This window comes from Secundilactobacillus silagei JCM 19001, from assembly GCF_002217945.1.
GTDB classification, from domain to species: domain Bacteria; phylum Bacillota; class Bacilli; order Lactobacillales; family Lactobacillaceae; genus Secundilactobacillus; species Secundilactobacillus silagei.
Genome location: NZ_BCMG01000002.1, coordinates 86,326 through 110,266, shown reverse-complemented (window position 1 = coordinate 110,266; position 23,941 = coordinate 86,326). Strand labels below are relative to the sequence as shown.

General features: G+C 45.4%; 14 protein-coding genes. All 14 read right to left on the bottom strand.

The annotated features are described in order from the left end of the window. Positions 1-267: 267 nt before the first annotated feature. Complete coding sequence (gene guaB, locus CES79_RS02200) at positions 268-1,407, bottom strand: IMP dehydrogenase (RefSeq protein WP_089136181.1); 1,140 nt, start codon at positions 1,405-1,407, stop codon at positions 268-270. A gap of 276 nt (positions 1,408-1,683) precedes the next feature. Further along, positions 1,684-2,454 carry a DUF1129 family protein gene (locus tag CES79_RS02195; RefSeq protein ID WP_089136180.1) on the bottom strand — a complete coding sequence of 257 codons (771 nt, stop codon included), beginning with the start codon at positions 2,452-2,454 and terminating at the stop codon, positions 1,684-1,686. 304 nt (positions 2,455-2,758) lie between these two features. Further along, complete coding sequence (gene ychF / locus CES79_RS02190; RefSeq protein WP_089136179.1) at positions 2,759-3,859, bottom strand: redox-regulated ATPase YchF; 1,101 nt, start codon at positions 3,857-3,859, stop codon at positions 2,759-2,761. A gap of 24 nt (positions 3,860-3,883) precedes the next feature. Beyond that, positions 3,884-4,075 (bottom strand): DUF951 domain-containing protein, encoded by a 192-nt coding sequence (locus tag CES79_RS02185; RefSeq protein WP_054654901.1) that lies wholly within the window; start codon positions 4,073-4,075, stop codon positions 3,884-3,886. Positions 4,076-4,085: 10 nt separating this feature from the next. After that, positions 4,086-4,967, bottom strand: coding sequence for a ParB/RepB/Spo0J family partition protein (locus CES79_RS02180; RefSeq protein ID WP_089136178.1), 882 nt, complete (start codon positions 4,965-4,967; stop codon positions 4,086-4,088). After that, entirely contained in the window at positions 4,951-5,724 is a 774-nt protein-coding gene (locus CES79_RS02175) for a ParA family protein (protein WP_054654899.1), read from the bottom strand. Before CES79_RS02175 ends, CES79_RS02180 begins: the two co-directional genes overlap by 17 nt. 17 nt (positions 5,725-5,741) lie before the next feature. Continuing rightward, positions 5,742-6,566 (bottom strand): nucleoid occlusion protein, encoded by an 825-nt coding sequence (noc, locus tag CES79_RS02170; RefSeq protein WP_089136177.1) that lies wholly within the window; start codon positions 6,564-6,566, stop codon positions 5,742-5,744. A gap of 21 nt (positions 6,567-6,587) precedes the next feature. After that, positions 6,588-7,316 carry a 16S rRNA (guanine(527)-N(7))-methyltransferase RsmG gene (gene rsmG, locus CES79_RS02165; protein ID WP_054654895.1) on the bottom strand — a complete coding sequence of 243 codons (729 nt, stop codon included), beginning with the start codon at positions 7,314-7,316 and terminating at the stop codon, positions 6,588-6,590. Between the two features lie 760 nt (positions 7,317-8,076). After that, a complete protein-coding gene (gene rihC, locus CES79_RS02160; RefSeq protein ID WP_054654894.1) occupies positions 8,077-8,988 on the bottom strand; it encodes a ribonucleoside hydrolase RihC in 912 nt (303 codons plus the stop codon). A gap of 28 nt (positions 8,989-9,016) precedes the next feature. Next, a complete protein-coding gene (locus CES79_RS02155; RefSeq protein ID WP_089136176.1) occupies positions 9,017-10,327 on the bottom strand; it encodes an NCS2 family permease in 1,311 nt (436 codons plus the stop codon). A gap of 192 nt (positions 10,328-10,519) precedes the next feature. Beyond that, the gene (locus tag CES79_RS02150; RefSeq protein WP_054654929.1) at positions 10,520-11,773 is read right to left on the bottom strand and encodes a NupC/NupG family nucleoside CNT transporter; all 1,254 of its coding nucleotides are present in this window, start codon (positions 11,771-11,773) and stop codon (positions 10,520-10,522) included. A gap of 1,360 nt (positions 11,774-13,133) precedes the next feature. Beyond that, a complete protein-coding gene (gene rpiA, locus CES79_RS02145; RefSeq protein WP_089136175.1) occupies positions 13,134-13,814 on the bottom strand; it encodes a ribose-5-phosphate isomerase RpiA in 681 nt (226 codons plus the stop codon). 223 nt (positions 13,815-14,037) lie between these two features. Further along, positions 14,038-23,271, bottom strand: coding sequence for a DUF7601 domain-containing protein (locus CES79_RS02140; RefSeq protein ID WP_089136174.1), 9,234 nt, complete (start codon positions 23,269-23,271; stop codon positions 14,038-14,040). 141 nt (positions 23,272-23,412) lie between these two features. After that, positions 23,413-23,925 carry a sigma-70 family RNA polymerase sigma factor gene (locus CES79_RS02135; RefSeq protein ID WP_054654884.1) on the bottom strand — a complete coding sequence of 171 codons (513 nt, stop codon included), beginning with the start codon at positions 23,923-23,925 and terminating at the stop codon, positions 23,413-23,415. Between the last annotated feature and the right edge of the window lie 16 nt (positions 23,926-23,941).

Genomic DNA, 23,941 nt, shown 5'->3' with positions numbered 1-23,941 from the left:
TAGTCACTCGTTAAGCGTGTGCAATAGCCTATATGCTATTGTTTCGTGAGCGATCCGTGGGCATCAATTCCACACCCCCGTTCGCTTAGGTCTATCTTACCAAAAGATGTGCCATCATTCATTATTAATCAATTAACTTAAGGTTCTCATTAAATATTACCGCAAACCGCCAACAAAAAACAAAAGAAGCCTCAGAGCAGTCTTGGTGATGACCTCTCTTAGGCTTCTGAAGGCTTTAAAACTGATTAAAAATCAGTCTGCCGTTACTTATTTGTAGTTAGGTGCTGCCTTAGTTAACTGAACATCGTGGGGATGTGATTCAACTAAACCGGCGTTAGAGATGCGGACAAACTGGGCATCGTTGATCAAATCTTGAACGGTGGCACAGCCCGTATAGCCCATGCCGGAACGCAGACCGCCGACCATTTGGAAAATGATGTCATCGACGCTGCCCTTGTATTCAACGCGAGCTTCGATTCCTTCTGGCACCAGCTTGTTGGCTTCGTTCACGCCACCTTGGAAGTAACGGTCAGCTGAACCGTGTTCCATGGCTGCTAAGGAACCCATGCCACGGTATGACTTGAACTTCTTGCCGTTATCTTCAAAGACTTCGCCAGGGGCTTCATCAGTTCCTGAAAGCATTGAGCCAAGCATGACGGCGTTGCCACCAGCGGCCAAGGCTTTCACGATATCGCCTGAGTACTTGATCCCGCCATCAGCAATGATTGGCTTGTGGAATTCTTGGGCCACTTCTGCGGCATCGTAAATGGCTGTCAATTGTGGAACACCAACACCGGCAACGACCCGAGTGGTGCAGATAGAACCGGGACCGATACCCACTTTAACAACGTCTACGCCGGCTTCGAACAGTGCCCGGGTACCTGAACCTGTGGCAACGTTACCTGCAATCAGAGTGGCATCTGGGAAGTGATCACGAATCTGAGCGACTTTCCGCAAAACACCGGCTGAATGACCGTGCGCAGTGTCGATAATAATTGCATCGGCACCGGCAGCCAATAAGCCTTCAGCCCGTTCAAAGGTATCTGAGGTAACCCCAACAGCGGCAGCAACTAATAGCCGACCTTGATCATCAACGGCGGCGTGCTTGCCGAACTGATCGCTGGTAACGGCCTTAACCTTAGCCACTTCACCGGCTTGAGCTTCTTTAGACATATTCTTGTGGATGACACCCAGGCCACCATTGTTGGCCATGGCAATTGCCATCTTCGATTCTGTAACAGTGTCCATGCTGGCACTGAGGAACGGTACGTTTAATTTCAAATTATCAGCTAACTGGACCCTTAAATCTACGTCATTTGGCAGCACGTGACTTGCTGCGGGTATGAGTAACACGTCATCAAAAGTAATCCCTTGTTTTGCAAACTTTGTATCCCAATTAGTAGTCATTGAAATGAACGCTCCCTTGATTATTTTTTTAGTATTGTTTGGTAATATACCAGCGACTTTCACAAAATGCAAGGATTCTCATCAACTTGTAAGCTTTTAGTTCGAATTCTCATCAAAGTAGCCTTAAAAAGCCCATTTTATCCTTGTTTTTCAAACAAATTGGGAACGATTTATTTACTTGTCACGGGTTTGTTCGGGACGTTCAATACAATCAAAAATGGTCTGATGTTCAGTCATCACTGGCTGAATATCAGACCATTTTAATTTATTAACGCATTAACGTCTGCGACGATTTTGCGGGGTACTCCCGAAGAATCCCTGTGTCAGCTTATATTGACGTTTAACCCAAATTGAAGCTAACGCGCCTAGAACACCAAGCACGATCATGACCCATGCGTTTAAAGCTGGGTTCAAATAGCCTGGTAAGGCTGACGTAAGGGTGAACAATAATAGCCAAAAAATCAGGAAGACTACCGCACCGATAATTCGAATCCAAAGCGCGTAACGGTGTTCGCGTTTCGAATCGAATATCCGTGGTACCAGCGGCAACGCAAATCCAGCAATAACCGATGACACAATAATTGAAATTAAGCCAACGGTTTGACCAGACTTTTGCGAAGCTGGTGAAATGAGAAACATGATCCCAAACATAATACTAAAAATCGTGAAGAAGTTCAGTCCGTTATACAGTACACTGGGCCAGTATGGATCCATGGCACCGGCTGGTCGGACTGGTCCTTCAACAATTTCCTTAACGTGGGCATCCACGTCATTACCGTACAAATTACGGGCCGTTTTACCCGTCTTCTGTCCTGCTAAAAGTTCAGCCGTAATTTTTTTAACCGTTTCGGCCTTTTTATCAGGATTGAGCTTAGTTGCTTGTAAGGCCTGATTAAAACGAAACATATAATCCGCGTTCCGCTTGGTCAAACCAATATTATCAAACACAGCGTGCTCATTTTTGACTGTATTATTGCGATCCTGGTGAACGGCAGCGTTACGATTATGCTGCTGGGCACCGGCATTGCGCTTTTCATTTTCGGTCAATTTTGGGTCTCCTTTTTTACTGTTTTATTGGGGGATTTTTTCCGTCGATTCGGCAGGTAGGAAGTTGTGTAAACGCCTTTTCCCTGCCACATTGCCGAAACGTGCTCCAGCAAGCAAGGAGCTATGTGTAAGGTAACTTTGCCATAAATCCAAACCCAGGATTTCTCCTTCTCCCTACTACATAGCTGAAACCTGCTCCACAAGGCAGAGAGTTGCATATAAGTCACTAAGACCATAAACCCAAGTTCGGGGTTTTTGGCCTTAGCGCCTTATACTCCACTCTCTTAACGTCTCGTTCCGCACTCTAGACATTGAACCTAAACTCCACAATATCCCCATCCTGCATCACATAATCTTTACCTTCAACCCGCAGCTTACCAGCATCCTTAACGGCGTTTTCAGTCTTTAACTTATCCAGATCATCAAATGCCATTACTTCTGCTCGAATAAAGCCACGCTCGAAGTCTGAGTGAATGATTCCGGCCGCTTGTGGTGCCTTTGTGCCCTTTCTGAAGGTCCAAGCCTTAGTTTCCTTACCACCAGCCGTGAAGAAAGTTTCTAGTCCTAACAGCTTGTATGAGGCCCGGATCAACCGGTTCAAACCGGGTTCCTTAACCCCTTCAGCTTCCAGGAAGTCTGCCTTTTCGTCATCGTCTAATTCGGCGATCTCTTCTTCTGGTTCAGCAGCGACGGCAATCGCTTCAGCGCCTTCCTTAGCAGCGTAATCCTGAATTGACTTGAAGTACTTCGAGTTTTCAGGATCCGCCATATCATCTTCAGCAATGTTAGCCACATAAAGGACTGGCTTGCTGGTCAGCAGGAATAAACCCTTCACGATTGGCGTTTCATCTTCATCGAAGTCCATCGTCCGGACACTCTTGCCGGCTTCCAGCACTGGTTTGATGCGGTTCAAAACAGCCAGTTCAGCCTTAGCTACCTTGTCACTGCCCTTAGCAGCCCGTTGAACCTTACCCAAACGCTTATCAACAGCTTCCAGATCGGACAGGCCTAATTCCAAATTAATGGTTTCGATATCATCGATTGGGTCGATCTTACCCGCAACGTGGGTAATGTTATCGTCGTCAAATGCCCGTACAACGTGCACGATGGCATCCACCTGACGGATGTTTTCCAAGAACTTGTTACCTAATCCTTCACCTTTGCTGGCACCCTTAACGATGCCGGCAATATCGGTAAATTCAAAGGTGGTTGGGACAACTTTTTTGGCTGGAATCAATTCCTGGATCCGGTCTAGCCGTGAATCAGGGACTTCAACCATGCCAACATTGGGGTCGATAGTGGCAAATGGATAGTTGGCCATCTCGGCGCCTGCTTTGGTAATCGCGTTAAATAAGGTTGACTTACCAACGTTTGGTAAGCCGACAATTCCTGCTGTTAATGACATAGTAAAGTTTCACTCTTCCTTTTTTTAGTCAGTTTGTGATTTCTTTTCTAAAACCTTTTTCAACTTCTTTTCAAACTCGCGACGGCTCAGCATCACGATGTGGCCGCAGCCGGTACACTTGATCTTAATATCAGCGCCCATCCGAATGATCTCCCAGCGGTTAACGCCACATGGGTGCGGCTTTTTCATTTCAACTAAATCACCTAAATCGTACATCAAATCACTCCTAGTCTAAATGCACGTCGAGAATGTCCAGAATCCGACTGAGGTCATCATCTGATAAATACTCGATTTCAATTTTACCCTGACCGGCATCTTTAGCTTCATTGATAGTTACCTGCGTGCCAAATTTCTCCTGGAGGACGTTTTCGCCCGCCCGCAAGTACGGTGACTTTTGCTTCAGCCGTTTCTTCGGCTTAGCGGCCGCCTGACCGTTCATCTTGTTAACGACGCCTTCCAAAGCACGTACCGTCATTTTACCATCAGCGGCACGGTTAGCCAAACTGACCATTTGCGTGCGGTCCTTCAATGACAGCAACGTTCTGGCCTGGCCCATAGAAAGCCGCTTTTTTTGCAGCAGTTCTTTGACCTGTTTAGGTAAACCAAGTAACCGTAAATAGTTGGCGATGTATGGCCGACTCTTGCCTAAACGACTGGAAACTTGCGCCTGCGTCAGATTTAAGTTGCTCATCAGCATTTCGTAGGCTTCCGCTTCTTCTAGCGGTGTCAGATCTTCACGCTGTAAATTTTCCATCACGGCAATCTCCATCATCTGAGGCTCGGTGACTTCCCGGACGATTGCTGGGATCGTGTCGTTACCAGCTAATTTAGAAGCCCGTACCCGCCGTTCACCAGCCAGGATCTCGTAACGGGAAACCTCCGGATCAGGCTGCCGAACGATAATCGGTTGGAAAACCCCCGATTTTTTAATCGATCGCGCCAGATCTTTCAACGCTGCCTGGTCGAATTTTTGCCGCGGCTGATACGGGTTCGGCCGAATCGAGTCGAGCTTAATATCAATCACTGTTTCTACATCTGGGTCAACGCTATTATCCGCAAACAATGCTTCAATGCCGCGTCCGAGCCCCTTATTATTTTTGCTTGCCATGAGCAGCTGCCACTTCCTTTGCGAGTTGCGAATAAACTTTTGCGCCAGTTGACTTGGGATCATAATCCATAATTGGTAAGCCGTGGCTTGGTGCCTCGGACAGCCGAACGTTACGTGGAATGATCGTCTTATAGACGTTATCTTTAAAGTACTTTTTGACTTCTTCATTGACTTGCTTGCCTAAATTGGTACGGGCATCGTACATAGTCAGCAAAACGCCTTCGATCTTCAAATTAGGATTAAAGTGTTTGCGAACCAGCTGAATCGTGTTCAGCAATTGGCTGAGCCCTTCCAGCGCGTAGTACTCGGATTGAACCGGGATCAAGATGGAGTTGCTGGCAGTAAAGGCATTGATCGTCAGCAATCCAAGTGACGGCGGACAGTCCACTAAAATGAAATCGTACTGATCTTGAATGGTTTTAATGGCATCCAATAAACGAGTCTCCCGGGCAATTTGAGCCGTTAACTCAATTTCAGCGCCTGACAGTTGAATGGTTGCCGGCGCGATGTCTAGCTTTTTATGACTCGTATGTAAGATCACATCGGCAATCGGCTCTTCATTGACCAGCACGTCGTAAATGTCTTTTGAGATGGAGGACTTGGCAATCCCAACCCCACTGGTTGCGTTGCCTTGTGCATCAATATCAACCAGCAGCACACGGTTGCCTAGGTTGGCCAGTCCGGCGCCTAGGTTCACTGCGGTCGTGGTTTTACCGACACCACCCTTTTGGTTTGCAAGCGCAATTATATCTGCCATCGAATTTCATTCCTCCCTTATGATTTTTTCATGATGTCGATAGTAATGCGGTAGCTATCGGCGTGATCTTCTTCTGTGGTTTTCACTTTCAGGCCAGCATTGCTGACCATCTTGAGCGACCGTTTAATGGTATTCACCGCAACCCGCGTATCTGCCGAAACCGCGCGAATCGTTGGCTTTGACTTGGCTTTGGCACGGTGTCTTTGAATCAGCCGTTCCGCATCCCGAACGGTCAAATGATCCGCAATGATCCGCTTCAGCAGTTTTTCTTGCTGCTTTTCCGTGACCGCCAATAACGCGCGGCCATGCCGTTCACTGATCTCTTCATTCATGATCGCCGTTTGGACGGGTTCGCTCAGCTTCAATAACCGCAATTTATTCGCGATAAAGGATTGGCTCTTCCCAACATCCTTAGCTAATTGACTTTGCGTCAGCTTATTTAACTTCATCAATGAGCGATAGGCTTGGGCTTCCTCAATGGGGGTCAGCCCTTCTCGCTGCAAGTTTTCAATCAGTGCCAGCGAAGCCGTTTCATCGTCAGACAGCGATTGAATGATGGCGGGAACTTCGCGCCATTTTAGTGACTTCACTGCCCGGTAGCGGCGTTCCCCAGCAATGATTTCATACTTATGCGTCTCATACTCCCGTAAAACGATTGGCTGCAGTAAGCCATGGTCAGCGATGGTTTGCGCCAGTTCGTCAATGCTGCGCTGGTTAAAAACGTGCCGCGGCTGAAACCGGTTGGGCACAATTGCGTCGACTGGTACCATCACTACTTTTTGTTTGATACTTTCATTATTTTGCTGGTTGCTTTTATCGCGACCAAATAACGAAAACGCCATCCTATCGTCCCCCCTTTCTAACTAATCGCCAAGTGGCTCCTTGTTAGGCGTGCCAGCCTTTCGTGGGTAACGCTTGGGCGTTGGTTTGACCTTATCGATCACCACGATGTGCCGTTCGTCCCCAGATTCAGGCAGGGTAAATGACTGGTCGAACTGCAGCTTACCGCCTAAAGTGGCAATGGCTGACTGCGAATGCGCCAGTTCCGTTTCGGTCTGCAGTGCTTTCAAAGCGATAAATTGACCGTGCAGCTTCACTAATGGCAGGCACAGCTCGCTTAAAACGCTCATCCGGGCCACCGCACGAGCAGTGACTACATCGTAGGCTTCCCGGTGTTCAGAACGTTTGCCGCCAAATTCCTCGGCCCGTGCATGGTACACACTAACACCTTCGAGGCCTAAATCAGCAATCAAATCCTTCAAGAAATTGATCCGCTTGTTGAGTGAATCAACGATGGTCACCTGCAGCTTGGGAAACAAAATCTTCAGTGGCAGTGACGGGAAACCGGCACCGGCACCAACGTCACAAAGCGTCAGTGTCTCAGTGCGTAATTCAGGCACATAAAAAGCGGGCGTCACTGAATCATAAAAATGCTTCAGATAAACGTCGTTGCGCTCGGTAATGGTTGTTAAATTAAGATGCTGATTGGTGTCGACCAGAATCTTAAAGTACTGGTCGAACTGTTGCATTTGCGCTTCGGAAACCGTGATTCCCTGGGCTTTTAACGCAGCTATAAATTGGTTATTATTCATTGAAATCTCCTAAAGTATCCTGTGAAACACTTTGTTTCACGCTCTAGTATACTTTACATTAATTATGGTATGTACGCAAGCTCTTGAAGTAGGTTATTGCTTGCTGGTTTGGGGCATCATTCAAAATGACTAAAGTGTTCATTCCGTTCCGTGGGCGGGGCAACTCGAAGTGCAGGTGCTCCGGAGCTAAGTTTGGCCATGCCAAACTGGATCTCCTCCGTCACCTGGAGCTGTAAGCGAGCAAACTACGCTCGCTAACACCTCCGACACCACGATTTGCCCCGCCCACTCCACTGCATTTACTAACTGGATTTTAAGCAACTTCCGGTATAGTTGCTGACGCAAATGCCGTTATCTAGTGAAGTAGTTTGCGCAGAATGTCAGCGAAACGGAAGGCGCTGGGGCTCAGCGGTGTCGGTGAAACTTAGGAGTTGGCGGTAGCGAAGCGCCGGCTACTCCTTAGTTTCACGCGAGACGGAGGAGATCCAGTTGGGGCGAATAGCCGCAACTTAGCTCCGGAGCGTGCCACCGCGTTCCAGCCCCAAAGCGCCTGGAGTGAAGCGGAAAGAGAGCGCTAAGCTCCAACAGCGATCTGAATATTTCACACTCCATAATTATACTCGACATCTCACCTCTTTGGAAACTACCAGCAAAAATTTATGGTACTAATTTCTGCCCAAATAAATAAACCGCACCAAGCCCCTTACAGCTTAGTGCGGTCTATTTGTATAGTGGTATAAACAGCGTGTTAACTAATTAATTACTTTGAAATGTGTGACACTTCTTCAATGAACCATTTGTTGAATGCGTCAGCATCAATGTCGACACAAACAGCCGTGTTGGTCTTGCCATTGTGGTAAGCACCGCGAATGTCCCCAACGGTTTCACCCATTGCTGGACCTTCAGTCTGAACGTCAACCCACATCTTTTCAGTGGTGATAGCTTCTGGATGAAGCAGATAGAAGATGGTGTTCACATCATGCATGGCGATACCGCGGTCTGAGTTATCACCATCATGGATGATGATGTCATGCAGCATCTTACCAGTTTCATTCAACGTTGGCAGCTTTGCAAGACTTTCAGGCGTTAGTAAAGCCTTCATGGTAATGTCCAGACCAACCATCACGATTGGAATACCTGAGTTATAAACGATCCGAGCAGCGTGTGGGTCGGTGAAGACGTTAAATTCAGCAGCACTAGTCATGTTACCGTAACCTAACGTTCCGCCCATAGCGACGATGCGTTCGATGTGAGACTTAACTTCTGGATATTCTGAGAACAGTAAGGCGATGTTGGTGTATGAGCCAGTTGGTACTAAGGTAATCTGGTCGTTAGCCATAATTTCATCGCGAAGGGCTTCAACGGCCGTCTTGTCCATTGGCTTTGGGAGATCGTCTGGGAAAACGTATCCCGGCATCCCTGATTCACCGTGAATCCGAGCAGCGTCTTCAAAAGGCTTGATCAGTGGCTGCTTAGCACCAGCTGCCACTGGAATGTCAGAATTAAAGAACCGAACTAATTTAAGCGCGTTCTTTGTGGTCTTATCCACCGTTACGTTTCCGGCAACAGTGGTGATCAACTTCAAATCGATGTTGTCATCGTTGATGGCCATGGTAATTGCAGCTGCATCGTCGATACCTGGGTCAGTGTCCATGATAATTTTGATTGTCATAATGAAATATCCTCCATACTAAACTTTTTTATAGTAGAGCACTTAAAACCAAATCAATTAAAAACAAACCGCCCAACACGTACATGGTTGGACTGACGTTGCGGCCGTCGCCACTTGCCAATCGTAAAATTGGGTAGAAAACAAAGCCGAATGCCAGGCCAGTTGAAATACTGTTGGTCAGCGGAATCAACACAATAATCAGAAACGCCGGAAACCAGGCGGCAAAATCATGCATATCAATTGAGCCAATGGCCTCCATCATGATGGCACCGGTAATGATGATCACCGGCGCAATGGCTGCCTGTGGGACGTACGCCAACAGGGGAACAAAGAACGTGGAAATGGCGAATAAGATGCCAGCCGTGATGGCCATCACCCCAGTCCGGCCACCGGATTCGATCCCCGAAGCACTCTCGGCAGCAGCCACGGTTGGGCTGGTACCAAGCATGCCGGAGATAAAGGCGGTGACGGAACTGGCCTGAAACGCCCGTTTGAATTTCCGGTTATCAGGCAGGATTCCCTGCAAGAGCCCCATGGATTCAAACACGAGGATCATGGTCATGGAGAAGGCTGCCAGAATAAACGGAATCGTTAACGCCTGGGAGAAGTCACCGTGCAGCACGATTTGGTGATAGTCGGCCAACCGTGATAAATGAACGCTAATGCTCTGTTCATCACGGATACCCAAGGTCACACCCAAAATGCTGGTCACCACGATGCCAATCAAGAAACTGGCCGGTACCTGCCGCAGGTATAACACCACGCTCAGCAGGATGCCGAAGATGGCCAGCAACGTGGCCGGTGCCGTCAAATTACCTAAAACGATCAGCGAGTTCTTTCCAGCAGTGATCAGACCGGCTTTTTCCAAACCAATTTCAACCAGAAATAACCCGATTCCGGCGGTGATGCCGCTCTTTAACGAGCTGGGAATCGCCTTGGCCAGCACGGAACTGAGGCTGGTAAAGGCCACCACCGCGTAGATGGCACTGGCCACCATTGAAATGGCCACCGCGACCTGCCAGGACATGCCCATAGTGGCACAGATCGTATAGGTAAAGAAGGCGTTGACTCCCATACCGGGCGTCAAGATGACCGGTGCGTTGGCGAAGAAACCCATGATCAGACAGCCAATGACCGAACTGATGATGGTGGCAAACACACTGAGATCGGTGGGAATTCCGGCGTCCTTTAGGATCACCGGATTCACAATAATAATGTACGAGATGGCGAAGAACCCAGTCAAGCCCGCGATGATCTCCTGTTTCAGCAGGGTCTTATTCTGCCATACCTGTCGTATGGACATCTTGTTCTTTGCTTCAAGTTGTTGCGCTTGTTTCATGTAAATAATCCCTATCCTTTCGTCGTTGAGACGGTTGTGATCGGGGTTGCATCGTCTTTAGGCGATGGGTTTCAGCTGACTATCAGCCAGTTTCGACACCCTAGGCCACAACAGCCCAGACCGAATGTGTTCCTCGATCTGGGCTGTCGTGGTTATTAATACTAAATCAATTGACTTATACGTAAATGGTGATTACCAAACAAATAAGCCCACGATACCAGCTGATAAGAGTGATACCAAGATACCTGATAACAGCATGTAACCAACGTTCTTAGAAACCAAATTGTTAGTTTCTTTGTCAGCCAGGCCCTTGAAGGCACCGATAATCATACCAGTGGTACTGAAGTTAGCGAAAGAAGTTAAGAAGACGGTCAATTGTGCTTGATAATGGGCACCGTACATTGACACGTTGTGAATCGTTGGGGCAATCTTACCCATAACAACGAATTCGTTAGTCACTAACTTCGTCCCCATGTATTGTGCGAACTGGAACGCATCGTGTACGTCCAGACCCATCAACCATGCAAATGGGAACATGACGATTCCTAAAAGATGTTCCAGTGATAGCCATGGGTTGATCAAGCCTAACAGCTTATCGATCAAGGCAGCTAAGGCCACGAAAGCGATAACGTTAGCGGCAATGATCAAGATCAAACGACCGGCACCTAAGATAGAATCACCCAAGAATGAGAAGAATGGTTCTCTCTTGCCATTTTCCATTTCAGCTTCTTCAGCAGCGGATGAACCACCAACTTTAGCGATGGTATCTTCTTCTGGAGTAACTTTGACAGGGTTCAAAATGTTAGTGACGATAATCGCGTTCAAAATGTTCAACGGGATCGCGGTCAAAACGTAGTTACCAGGAACCATTTGGGTATAAGCCCCAACAATGGAAGCAGTAATACATGACATCGACATCATCGCTAAGGTGACGTTACGTTCTGCACGCATAGTTTTAATCTGCAGATTTGAAACGGCTAAGGCTTCGGTGTTACCAAGGAACATCATTTCAACTGAGAAGAATGATTCGAACTTTGGTTGACCAGTGATCTTAGATAGTCCACGACCGATCCACTTGATGACCCAAGGAAGGACCCCAATGTAAGTTAAAATATCGAACATTGGAACGATCAATAGGATTGGCAGTAATGAACTGGTAACGAAGTTCATTGACTTAGCAGTCCCACCGTATTGTGGTGTGACCCAGTTAGGTAAGGCGAATACGATACCTTTGTAAGCCACTTGAACTAACCAGTTGAATCCTGCAGCGGCACCGGAAACGATGTCTCGGCCCCAAGAAAAACTCGTTAGGATCCAAGCAATAACCAAGTTAAGCACTAAGACGATTGCAGTTGATTTCCAGTTGATCGTCTTCTTACTCTTCGAGAATAGAAATGCAATCCCGAGATAAACAATGACCCCAATAATGTTGACGATTAAGTACATCGACATTAAAATAAACCTTCTTTCTGATTTTTGCTGTGAGCGCTGAACTGGCTCACCTCAGAAAGTGCCTTGGCCAATAACGGTCGCTTGCTGACTTGAATTGAAAATAATGGCACGAAGCGCGTACCAAACGATCAGAATTGTTGAGCGCTTTCAAAAATGAACCGGTTCAGAAACACAGCGTTAGTAGTAACCACCACTCACTCCTTAAGAAAAACATAAGTAAGCAAATATTATTCTACCCTGTTTTGGGAGTTCCGTAAACACACATTCGACAAATCCAATGAGTGAACCGGTTTAAATACCACCGAAATCACCGAAGTTAATCGCAATAACTTCCCAGAAACAGCAATCTAACACTAAAAAAGGCAATAAAAAAAGAATTTACTATTTAATGGATAACTAGTAAATCCTTTACGTTGCCCCTGCCAAGGAATTACATTATACCATTACTGGTGGATAGTATCGAAATGAGTCCATAAAAGTAGACTCAAGGCTGAATATGTTGCGATGCATTCATCCTTGAGCCCCTATGAAACTTTGTTGGAAGAGACGAAGCCGTTTAACCAGTTTACCCGCTTCGTAAACATAAATTTAATAATCTATCGCCTCAAATACATATTTCTGATCAACTGCCGTAAAAGTCTTGTCATCTACATGTCAGTTTCAATTACCGTTTAATCAGATTAGATGAAACTGTGAATCTTTTGAATCTCATGACCTCGACTCACTACACTCAAGAGGTTATTACATAACCATCGCATAGACCCAGCCTACATCACATTCGAACCCTTTTTAACCCCTAAGAAGATATCACTACATCTAAGATATTCGTACGTTTTAGCCGAAACGCTAAGCATGTGACTCATATTCAATTTGTGGTGGAACAAAACCCTTAGGTGGCTAGTGTTCGTTAGAAATCCGCGCTTTAAAACTTGTTGCTTTAAAACTCTGAATCTTAGAAACTTTAGAAACTGAATCTCAGAAACTAAATTTTAAAACTTGAATCTTAAAACTTGAACCTTAAATCTTAAACCTTTAAATCGGAAACTCTGAACAGTTGGAACCAAACGTTGTTGCTGCTTGCTGCCAATCATTAGTTTCGATCTACAAAACGGGATCAACCTTTAATCGGTAAAACTCTACAACTTGGAAACGTCCTGGTACCGGCTTCCTTATCTCTTCCACGCTTTTATAATATCATGGAATGTAACCGGTTTCAACCAAAAAGTACTATTTTTTAAGAGAAATTTTTACCGGCACATTTTAGCCCAAATGACACGCTGGTATCCCTGCTATAACGGCAAAGCGGCCCAGCCAGCAATCAGTATCTGATCGCTGGCTGGGCCGCTTAATTGATCTATTTCGTTTTAACTACCGCACCGTCCTGCGTCCCGATAACCACCGTCTTGGTCATGTCGAGAAACAGGCCGTGTTCAACCACGCCGGTCATGTTGCTTAACTCGTCAGCGAGGTCGTAAGGCGCAGCAATCTTACCTAAATGCAGGTCAACAATGATGTTACCTTCATCCGTGTGGAAGACCTTGCCATCCTTTTGACGGACTTCTGGCTTGTAGCCCAGGTCAGCTAACCGCTTCACCAATTGATGGTGGCCGTATGCCAGGACTTCAACGGGCAACGGGAACTTGCCTAATTGGTCAACGACTTTGCTTTCGTCCACGATCCAGGCACATTGCTTGGAGTTAGTGGCAACCAGCTTTTCCCAAGTCTGGGCACCACCGCCACCTTTGATGCCGTTGATCTGCGGGTCGACTTCATCGGCACCGTCAATCGTGATGTCGATCGTGTCAACGTCGTCTAGCGACTTGATCTCCATGCCTAATTTACGGCCATATTCAGCCGTCCGGTTAGAAGTGGGTACACCGGTAAAGTGCACGCCGTCTTTTTTGATGCGTTCGCCTAATGCGTCGAGTAAGTAACGCACCGTGCTCCCAGTTCCAAGGCCAACGGTCATGCCGTCTTCAACCAGTTCAGCGGCTTTGTAGCCAGCAATTTTTTTAAGTTCATCTTGCGTCTTCATAGAAAATCCTCCTGAGTTAGTAAAACGATTTTATTAACTTGAATTCCAGCTGTAATTTTATGCGTTTATTAACGGGTGGTCAAGAACGAAGTATTCCAGCAAGGCCAACTCGCAGTCAACAAACAACCCCAGCACCATTTCCCACGTCTGGGAAATGGTGCTGGGGTCTTGTCTGCTGCGTACACCTGAAACTTAATTTACCCGTGTACAATCAGCAATTTCATCAGCCGTTCTTACGCTTCTTCTTGACGATTAAGCCAACTGTGCTCAACAGGATCACAAGGCCTAACAGGAGTAACCAATTCTGTTTCATCCACTCACCAGTCTGAGGCAGGAAGCCCTTGGCACCAGTGTCACCAGCACTGGTATGCGCTTGCGGTGATTGACTGCTAGTACCAGTTGTTCCGGTCGTCCCTTGCGTACTTGAACCGGTTGTCGTCCCTGGTGTCATGCCACTTGTGGTACCGCTAGTGTGGGCATCTTCAGGAGCCGGCGGAACGAAGTCTGGGGTGGTTGGAACTGTATCATCGTCACCATCATGCGGTTCGTCTTCAGGAGTCGGATCCGCACGGTTGTAGTAAACAACTTTCGCATTGGCCGGGTCATTGGTCATGACCACACCAGTGGCGGTTAAGCCTTCACGTTCTGGTGCTTGGCCTTGACTGATACTTGTCTGGTAGCCGTCTGCGGAGTAGTCACTTTCAGTGATCTGATAGTGCGTCCCGTTTGGTACGTTCCAGCGAATGGTCTCGCCATCCATTAATGTGAGCGTCCCGTTACCATCGGCATCAAGCATCATTTGACCAGGTGTGTAGCCACCAACTTGAGAAGTCTTGACGAAATCAACGGTACCGGTCACCGGATTCATTTCATCATCGAGGAATCGAACGTTGAATTCGAAACCGCGATCACGTTCGCCGTTTTCACCCAGCACTGACTTAGTTAACGCTAACCAAGCCGTCTGTGGCTGAGCCGGTCGATCGTTGATGAAGGATACCGCCACATCAGAGCCATTTGAAATGGTGATCTGATCAGTGGTCGTGCCCGGAGTTACGTTGCCATGGTCGATCTGATGACTCGTTTCGTAGTCGCCATCTGGTGTTTCACTCACCACCATGCGCGTATTTGCCGGTAAGTTATGAATCTGCAGCCGTTCACCGCCCTTTAGAGAAACATTGAGCTGACCCTTGGTGAAGGTCACGTTGCTCGTGGTCTGTCGCCCATCAGCGGTGGTCTTGGTTGCCGTGTAGATACCAGCAAAGGTTTCATCCGTCTGCCATGCGCCCGGTACAGCGGCGTTTGCAATTTGTGCAGCTACCGTAAAGTTAAACGTCTTGTTCCGGTCAGCGTCAGTCAGTTCACCCGAGAGCTTCTTGTCGAGCACGAGGCTGCCAGTTTCGAGACTGTTGGTGAAGGTTACCCGTGGCAATTTGGTTGCATCTAATGTCACAGGGCCCGCTACTAAGCCACCTTTGGCTGTCCCGTTATCAATAGCCCAAGTAGTTGACATATTCGCAATGTTAGGTTTGTCTTCGCTAACCACGAATCGTTCCTCTTCACTTAGCGGTAAACCGTCGATTACAGCGTACTGATCTGCTTTCAGTTCAAGAGTTGCATGACCTTTGGTAAATTCTACCTCAGTCTTTTCCTGCAGTTCATTGTCGCTGCGGTTATAAATTTTCACGCTATACTTACCACTAAATTCTGCGTGAGGAATCCATTCAACTGGTTTAGTTCCGTCTTCAGTGTCCGTACCTTCAGTATCAGTGTCTGCTGGTTTAACTTTCTCAACGTCCACATTAAACTCAAACTTGCGGTTGTCATCAGTGTAGACACCCTTCACGACCTTGTCCACTCGTAGGCTACCGACTGGATCACGTTCGTTTCGGTATGTCACAACATTAGTCTTATCTTCAGTAATCGTCACTTCTGGATAGTTTTCATCCGTCAGTTCTTGATAACCATTAAGATGGTTCACATTCCAAGTTTCTTTTAATTCTTCTGTATCAGGTTCAGTGACTTTAAATTTAACGTCTGCTGGTAAACCAGAGATAGTCACTGTCTGACCATCTGTCAACGTAATCTTAGCTAAGCCAGCTTCATCAAATTCAATTTGCTTAGTTTCTTTGTGGCCAGAAACATCGTAAGATTTCGTTGCTACCTTAGCAATGTCTTGTTCGTCACCGATTGCCTGAATTTCAAACGTGTATTCTTTGCTCTTGTCTGCATCATCATGTGAAGCAACTACCTTATTCAGTTCCAGATTACCATTAGTAATCTTATTAACGAACTGCACATGAGTCGTGTGGCCTTCTTTAACCGTGGCTTTAGTAACTGTTGCTTTTTCACCTTCGCCTGGGCCTCGTACACCATCAACGTCCCAAGTAGTCGTCACATTATTATCTTGCTTCTGTTCTTTGACTTTATAACTGCCAAGAGGCAAGTTACTAATCAGCAGTGTTTCACCTGGTTCAATAAATACCGTTGCTTTACCATCTTCGAAATTCACTTTTTGTTGAACTGTGTCGTTAATCGTCTTCAACGTTCCATCAAATTCACCGTTAACATCTTTATTAGTAATTGTGAATTTAATTGGTTTGTCTGTTGGATATGATCCTTCTGCACGTTTTTCTAACAGTAATTGACCATATTCACGCTTGTTCGTGTAACTGACCTCCGTGTTCTTGTCATCTTTAATCGTCACGGTCGGTCCGGCTCCATCTTCATCTTGTTCTTCTGCGTCACCCTCTCCAACCGTGTAACTGGTTTGGAAATCAGGATGTGTGTCTTCTGAAATCTTCAGGTTAACGCCAACCGGTAAGCCAACGATCTTCATGTTTTGCTTATCGCGTAAACGAACATTAGTCTTACCCGTTTCATCAAACTCAACGTCTTCTCGAGAGAAGTTAGAGTTAACTTTGTAAGTCTGATTTTTCACCTTATCAACTGAATCACCCACAGCCTGAATCGTAAAATTAAAGGCTGTTAATTCATCACCAGATAACGGGTTAACGACTTCCTTGTTCAGTTCCAAGCTACCGGCAGGAATGTTGTTAACGAAAGTTACATGAGCCGTATCGTTTTCTTTAACTTCTACTGGATCAGCAGTTATTCCTTTGTCATTTGCGCTGCCAATATTCCAAGTAGTGATCACATTTTTATCCTGTTCATCTTCAGAAACTTGGTACTGTCCAGTAGGTAAGTTCTTAACCAGCAGTTTTTCACCTGGCTTAATGGCTACGTCAGCTTTGCCATTTTCGAACTTAACATTTTTCTGAACAGGCGTGCCACCAACTTGTGTCAAGGTTGCACTAAAGTCACCCTTTAAATCTTTGTTCTTGTCTAAAGCAGTAATGGTAAAACCGATGTCTTTACCAGTTGGATACTTACCTTTAGCCTGCTTTTCTAACATCAAGTCGCCATCATCAATCTTGTTAGTGAACTCGACATGTGTAGTGCCACCCTTCTTAACAGCCGCATTGGCTACTAAACCAGAGTCACTATCATTGCCAACTTTCCAAGTAGTCGTCACTGATTTATCTTGATTTTCTTCAGTAACTTTGTAGTCACCGTTAGGCAAGTTTTTAACTTCTAACCGTTCACCTGGTTTAATTGAAACGCTGACTTTTCCACCATCAAAGTTCTCTTTCCGTGGCGTAGTTGAGCCATTAGTGTGGGTCAAGATTGCATCAAATTCACCAGTTAAATCTGTTGTGTTGCCATCTTTGTCTAAAGCATCAATGGTAAATTTGATATCCTTGTTCGTTGGATATGAACCGTCTGCGTGTTTCTCTAACAGTAGATTACCAGTAGACCGGTCATTCGTGTAGTTCACGGAAACGTTCTTACTATCCGGAACCGTCACTGTCGGACCGTCGCTGTCCTCATCATCTGCATCTTCATCGCCAACAACTTTATAGCTCATGTCGAAGTCAGAATGCTTTTCTTCTGAAATCTTCAGGTGGATACCTGCAGGCAAGCCAAGTACCTTCACTGACTGATCATGACGTAGTTGAAGTGTGGCCTGTCCGTCATCATTAAACTTAACGTCTTCTTGTTGGTTACGGTTATCTTCAACTGTGAAAATTTTGCCCGCTACTTTATCAACATCATCTTTATCAGCTTGAATGGTGAAATCAAATCGAATACTTTGATCACCTGGAAGTCGGTTTAAAACTTCCTTGTTCAAGGTTAATGAACCGTTAGGCAACTTGTTGGTAAATCTCACGTTAACGAGTTCATCCGCATTTTTCAGCGTGATTGGATCCGCTTGACGGTCATCACCAGTTGAGCTACCAATCTGCCAAGTCGTTTGAATATCCTTGTCATCAGGGTCAATTTCTCTCACGGCAAATTTTTCACCAAGTGGTAAGTTATTGATTCTGACATACTCGCCACCCTTTAAAGGTAATGTCGCGGTACCATTTTCGAACTTAACTCTGCCAGCAGTATCAGGTTGCTGTTCTGAACCGGCATAAGTCGCATATGGGTATTCGCCATCAACTTTTGGATCTGCCTTAATTTCAAACTTAAACTCAGCGTTTGCCGGAATGTTACCTTCAATTTGCTTAGTGATTCTCAGTTGGCCTGTCTTTGTACTACTGTTCTTGAAATCCATGTTTTGTACTTTGTCAGAATTAATGATCACTGAATTTTTATCAGTATCATTGGTGTAGTTGCCGCCATTGATCGACCAAGTGGTTACCATGCCAGTTGCTTCTTCAGTAACTGTAAAGGTCACACCTTCTGGTAAACCACTTATCTTCACCTGTTGAGTATCCTTCAATTCAAAGGTTGTTTTGCCGTCGTTGTCGAACGTTACATCTTCAAGTCCGGCGCCGTCAGCCTTATAAGTTTTGCCACGGACCTTATCCTTGTCGTCAGCTTCAACCGTGAACTTGTAATCTGCGTCCAGTTCATCTTCATCTTCACTGCTAACTGTCTTACTAACAACTAATTCTCCTTTAGCAGGCGTGTTAGTAAAGAATATCGTCACCGGAGTAGCTGTACTGGTACTTAGTCTAAACGGTTGTGTCTGTTTACCCCAAATTGGATCGTCGTTGTTGACCGCAATCTGTGTGGTGTACTCATCGCTAGTACTTGTTTCACGGACATCGTAATACTGAGTAGTCTTGTTTTCCTTGTCATCAATTTTTTCAGTTGGCAAGCCAAGAATTGTCCGTTCTTTGTTAGCAGGCACCGAGATTTCTTCACTCACACCATTGTGGAAGGTCACTTCGCCACCTTCTTGAAGCTTGTAAGTGCCTTGAAGCTGAGTATTCACATTACCGTCTTCATCAACTGCACGAACCTCAAAGTTAAAGCTATTTTCTTTGAGATTTTCAGAAGCTTTGCTAATCGTTAAATTACCGGGTTGTGTCGTGTAGTTCTTAATTTCGTGCGCTTCTTTATGCCAACCTGCTTCTTCAGCAGACTTTTTGTCAAACTCTAACGGACCCATTTGACCGGAATAGTTCGCCGGTGGTGAGATTTCAACGATCCGATATTTCGCCCGTGTTCCCATCAGGTAATATTCAATATAACCTTCTGAATTAGACACGACTGGTTCATAAGGTTGATCGTTGTCCATCCGTTTTGCAGTTTCCCAATCACCATGACCAACTTTCTGTTGTAACTGGAAGGTTGCACCAGAAAGTGCTTTTCCAGTATCGCCATCAACCTTACGGAACCGTAGTCCCCAGCTATTCATGAATGCAGAGCCTTCAAGTGTATGATGACCCGTGTACTCAGAAGAATGGCTTCCGGCTGATATCTTGGCAGTGTTCGAATATGCTGCGTACTGTTCTAACATGATTGACTTATATCTGATAACCAATGGTCGGTCAACCCGAGTAGTCAGCTTAATAGTCATCTGTCTGTTGCTATCATGATGGACTTCATAGTCTTCGCCCTTGACCAGCTTAATTTCCCGACTGTTAGGATCGACTTCTACATTGAAGTTATTCCCATTGGCTGTAAACTTAGGCGTTACAAAGGCTAGTTCAATGTCGTCAACCGAATGCATCTGACCAGGTGACAATTCATCGGTGATTTCTGGATAGCCAATGTCGTCACTGTATGCATTCATGAGGACTTCCCATGCAATCATGTTCGTGCCGTCAGATTTGCCGGTTTTCTGGCCGTAAATTCCTCTAGAATTTAGTGATAAGTGAGCGCCAACTTCATTGAGCTTAATACCGTCATAACTAACTTGAGCTTTGTTCCAGAAAGTGTAACTTCCTGGAATTGACGATGCTTCCTCATCACTCTTCTGCCATGCATTAATATCAATTGGCGTATTGAGTTCTAAGCGGAAATTGGTGTATTTTTTCGTATTAGACTCACCCTTAAATTCAATTGTGAATACCCGTTGATTGTCATTAACTGTATCCCATGTTAATTCGTATTCCTCTTCAGGTACCAAAGCTGGATTTCGGTTACTACCGTCATTATTCAACGCGTATAACTTGTAGCCTGAATCAATGAACTTCAGATACTGAATATCATCCGCATTTAGTGTATCGGTAATAGTAACCTTGTTAGTCTGATCCTTACCGTTACCAAAGTAATGGTTTAAGCGACGACCGAAATTAACTTTCCAAGTCACGTAATTGTTACCTTTGGCACCATTTTGTTTGTCAAGATGCAGCGCACCTGATTTGGCGGAACCATCACGAATTGGTTTGTCAATTGTCACTGTTTTGTGATGATATTGATAGCGCCCGTCTGATGTTGCAGCGCCAACATAGTTAGTGTGGGTTGTATAGTTGACGTTGTCCTTATCGCTCCAGTTATGAACAGTTTCGAAAGTAATTACGATTTCCTGTTTTGAGAAACTGGAGTCAAAAGCAAATTGGAGCGCTTTTCGATCAGTATCCTTTCCATCTGTACTAAAGTTGTAAGGTACACTACCTGCTACGTGATTAAGGTTTGGGACAGTACCTTTAGTCATTGTTACAGTTCCATCAACTGGCATATCGGCACCGTTAACTTTAATGTTTTTGACATCTTCATAATCAATGCCTTCTGGTAATACATCAACTACGTTCAGTGTGGTAAAAGCACGTTTACCTTCATTGGCAGTAATTGTCCAGTTGATGTGCGCTTTACCATCTTCATGCACGGTTCGTGACAGTTTACCATCTTTTACAACCAGTCCTCTGCTATTACCCGGAGCTTCAACATGAGAAGTCTCGCCTTCAAGTTCAAGCGCAATATTGTTCTTCACAGAGCCCACTTGACCGGCATTTTCTTGAGTGTCGTAAGTCAAGGTAATTGGTTTGTCTTTATTATCTTTCAACAAAGTATGCAAGTTTTCGGCCGCATCCTCTATTGGTTTGATAACTAACTTAGTTTTGCTACTAGCTTCACCATCAATAGCAAAGCTATCAGTAACATCTTTATCACCAATCATCACTTTAAGATTAGGATCAGTAGCAAATTCATGTGACCCGCTCAGCGTATCCGTGATAACCATTTTTTGGATAGCTTCAATGGCTTGTTCTTCATTACCAAATTGACTCAAATTAAAATCAATATTGGCACGCCAGGAGTACACACCCGTCTCAGGATTATAGTTAGTTGCGGTTTTAGATAGTTTTGTGTTTTCCACATGAGCATTAACCTTTTCGATATTAATGTTCTCACCAATCTGTCCGCCCGCTTCATTCCAAAATGAACCGTTTGAAGATCTATCGTAAGAAGTGATAATGGTAAATTTAATGTTTTTTCCTACTTTTGAATCATCTTTACCCTTAAGAGTCAATTGGTTGTTACTGTTACTATAACTTTCTTCAAACTTCTTAGTTACATCTTCATTTTTGTCAGTATCGACAGCTTTCCAACTGTCTTTTACAAAACTGTGGTTCGTCCCTTGAGTGTTAATGAAATCTTCCAACACAAGTTCGTTGAACTTCATGTCATCAGAATCATTGGTGAAATCAATTGTCCACTCGATCTGCTGATTTCCAATAAACTTACCGCTCTTTTTTAGCATTGATTTAGTTTCGGTAGGATCAACAGTCCAAGTTGTTTCACCGTTGTATTCAAAATCAATTGGGCCACTGCCGCTATACTCTTGTTTAAGCGATAGCGCATACCTAACGTTTGTGGCATTCATCTTTTCATTAGTGAATTCAATTCTGATTTCTTGATAGTCGCCTTTACTATCTTTACCCGGGGTGAGCTTCCAGGTAGCAAACTCGTCACCTTCATAGCCTAAAGAACCTTCATTGGTACCCTTGAATTCCTTCAGACCATATATTCTAAAGGTATAGAAATCGCCATCTTTCACATCGTAATCACCTAACTTATCCAGCAATGTGTCAGAATCCCAGTTGTAGTGCACGGTAAAATCAGTTAGGTTACTTACATCTAATGGTTCATTCGGTGAAATTCCGGTTGTTACACCATTACGTTCAATGGAAACACTATTGAACAGACTAGCAGCGGTACCATGTTTATCTTCTAACATTTTACCCAAGTCTGTCCCAGCCCGGGTTTCCTTCTCATCATTACCTTCCCGTTCCACACCATCCGTCTTACCTTCCGCGGTTGCGGTTGGCGCGTTCTTCTTCAGTGTGTCACGGTCATCAGCATCTTTCTGTTTCTTATCCTCAGCGTCTTGTTCAACTTTCTTTTCAGCTTGACGCTTCTCAGTCGCTTCCTGTTTAGCTGCTTCTCGCTTAAGCTTGTTTTCTGCCCTAGCAGCCTTTCGATCTTCCTTTACAGTATTTTTATCTTCTTTAACCTTATCCTGATCGTCATTATCATCCTTTACCGGTGCCTCAGTTTCAGGCTTCTGCTCAGCCTGCTTCTCAGCTTCTTGTTGCTGCGCCGCTTGTTGTGCCTGCTGCGCTTGCTGAGCCTTCTGGGCCTCGATAAATGATGCTAGTGACTGTGTCATGTCTGCTGGTAAGCCAGTGGCTGCACCGGCCTGTGCCAGGTCTTCATCCTTCGTGTCCGCGCCCACCACTGTCAATGGCTGCAGATAAGCTTGGTGCGTATCCACCGCAATTGGCAGTTCCGTACTGGTCATGGTCGCCGTGAATTGAACCGGCAATTTCAATTTGAAAGTTGCGCTGGTATCCACGTGCCGCCATGTTAAATGTGGTTGCTGATTGCGCCGCTTTTCAAAAATCAGCGTTGACTTGGTATCTGGTACTGCAGACTCGGCTTTTACTTTCTTCTGCAATACTTTTAATTGGCTTTCGGGCAGCCACATATCGACTGTGCCCTTCTCATTATCACCATCCTTATTATTGATTGTGATCGTCATTTCCAATTCATTCTTCTCATTGACCTTCACTTGGTTGGGCTTGTTACCTTGAGAATCGCTGAGCTGCACGCCAGATAGTTCGGTTCTTTGCCGATCATCCGCCAGTGCCAGCACGCTTTGGTAACAAGTTCCAAATACCAGCGTGATCACTGAGACAACTTGGATCAGTACCTTCTTCATAAGAATGCCTCCGTTCTCATACCATAAGCGCTGACCTATTCAATATATTCAACATATCAAATATATGTGTTCACTTCTTGGCATTTTTGTAACCTTATTATGAAGAGCATATTTCTTGAAATGACGGTCACTTTGTGGATGCTAGTCCATGAGCTTGCTACGGATGCGTTTTTGCCACTTATACACCGTCTGGCGGGAGACGCCCCACTTCTTGCCAATCTCAGTTGGTGTTAACTGATAATAGATCCGGTCGATCAAAAACCGCCGTTCAGCTTCGTTGCACTTCCCCAGCCAGCCCTTCAATAAATCCGCGTCCACTATGTCAGCATGCACATCCAGTGGCTGCGGTACACCGGACAGATCAACGTCACTTTTCTCTAAATACTTCGCTTCTCGCCGCTTCGCCTGCAGCTGATTCAAGAAACTGCGGTACAGCGCTTGGTGCGCGTAGGCGAGAAACTGTTTTGGCGCTTCAGTTGGTTCCTGGGGATATTTTTGATAAATTGCCACAAATAATAACCAGCCTTCCTGTACCAGATCTTCAAAGTTAGTCTCGTTTTGTCGGATACCAAGCTTCTTTAACGCACTGTAGATGATCAGTTGGTGGTCGCCTGCTGCTAAGAATTCAAACGTTGCTTGTGCTGTTCTTTCCATGATATGAACCCCTTTT

Coding starts and splice junctions, on each gene's coding strand:
- guaB (WP_089136181.1), bottom strand. CDS start 1,407: ATGACTACTAATTGGGATACAAAGTTTGCAAAACAAGGGATTACTTTT.
- ychF (WP_089136179.1), bottom strand. CDS start 3,859: ATGTCATTAACAGCAGGAATTGTCGGCTTACCAAACGTTGGTAAGTCA.
- CES79_RS02185 (WP_054654901.1), bottom strand. CDS start 4,075: ATGTACGATTTAGGTGATTTAGTTGAAATGAAAAAGCCGCACCCATGT.
- CES79_RS02180 (WP_089136178.1), bottom strand. CDS start 4,967: ATGGCAAGCAAAAATAATAAGGGGCTCGGACGCGGCATTGAAGCATTG.
- CES79_RS02175 (WP_054654899.1), bottom strand. CDS start 5,724: ATGGCAGATATAATTGCGCTTGCAAACCAAAAGGGTGGTGTCGGTAAA.
- noc (WP_089136177.1), bottom strand. CDS start 6,566: ATGGCGTTTTCGTTATTTGGTCGCGATAAAAGCAACCAGCAAAATAAT.
- rsmG (WP_054654895.1), bottom strand. CDS start 7,316: ATGAATAATAACCAATTTATAGCTGCGTTAAAAGCCCAGGGAATCACG.
- rihC (WP_054654894.1), bottom strand. CDS start 8,988: ATGACAATCAAAATTATCATGGACACTGACCCAGGTATCGACGATGCA.
- CES79_RS02155 (WP_089136176.1), bottom strand. CDS start 10,327: ATGAAACAAGCGCAACAACTTGAAGCAAAGAACAAGATGTCCATACGA.
- CES79_RS02150 (WP_054654929.1), bottom strand. CDS start 11,773: ATGTACTTAATCGTCAACATTATTGGGGTCATTGTTTATCTCGGGATT.
- rpiA (WP_089136175.1), bottom strand. CDS start 13,814: ATGAAGACGCAAGATGAACTTAAAAAAATTGCTGGCTACAAAGCCGCT.
- CES79_RS02140 (WP_089136174.1), bottom strand. CDS start 23,271: ATGAAGAAGGTACTGATCCAAGTTGTCTCAGTGATCACGCTGGTATTT.
- CES79_RS02135 (WP_054654884.1), bottom strand. CDS start 23,925: ATGGAAAGAACAGCACAAGCAACGTTTGAATTCTTAGCAGCAGGCGAC.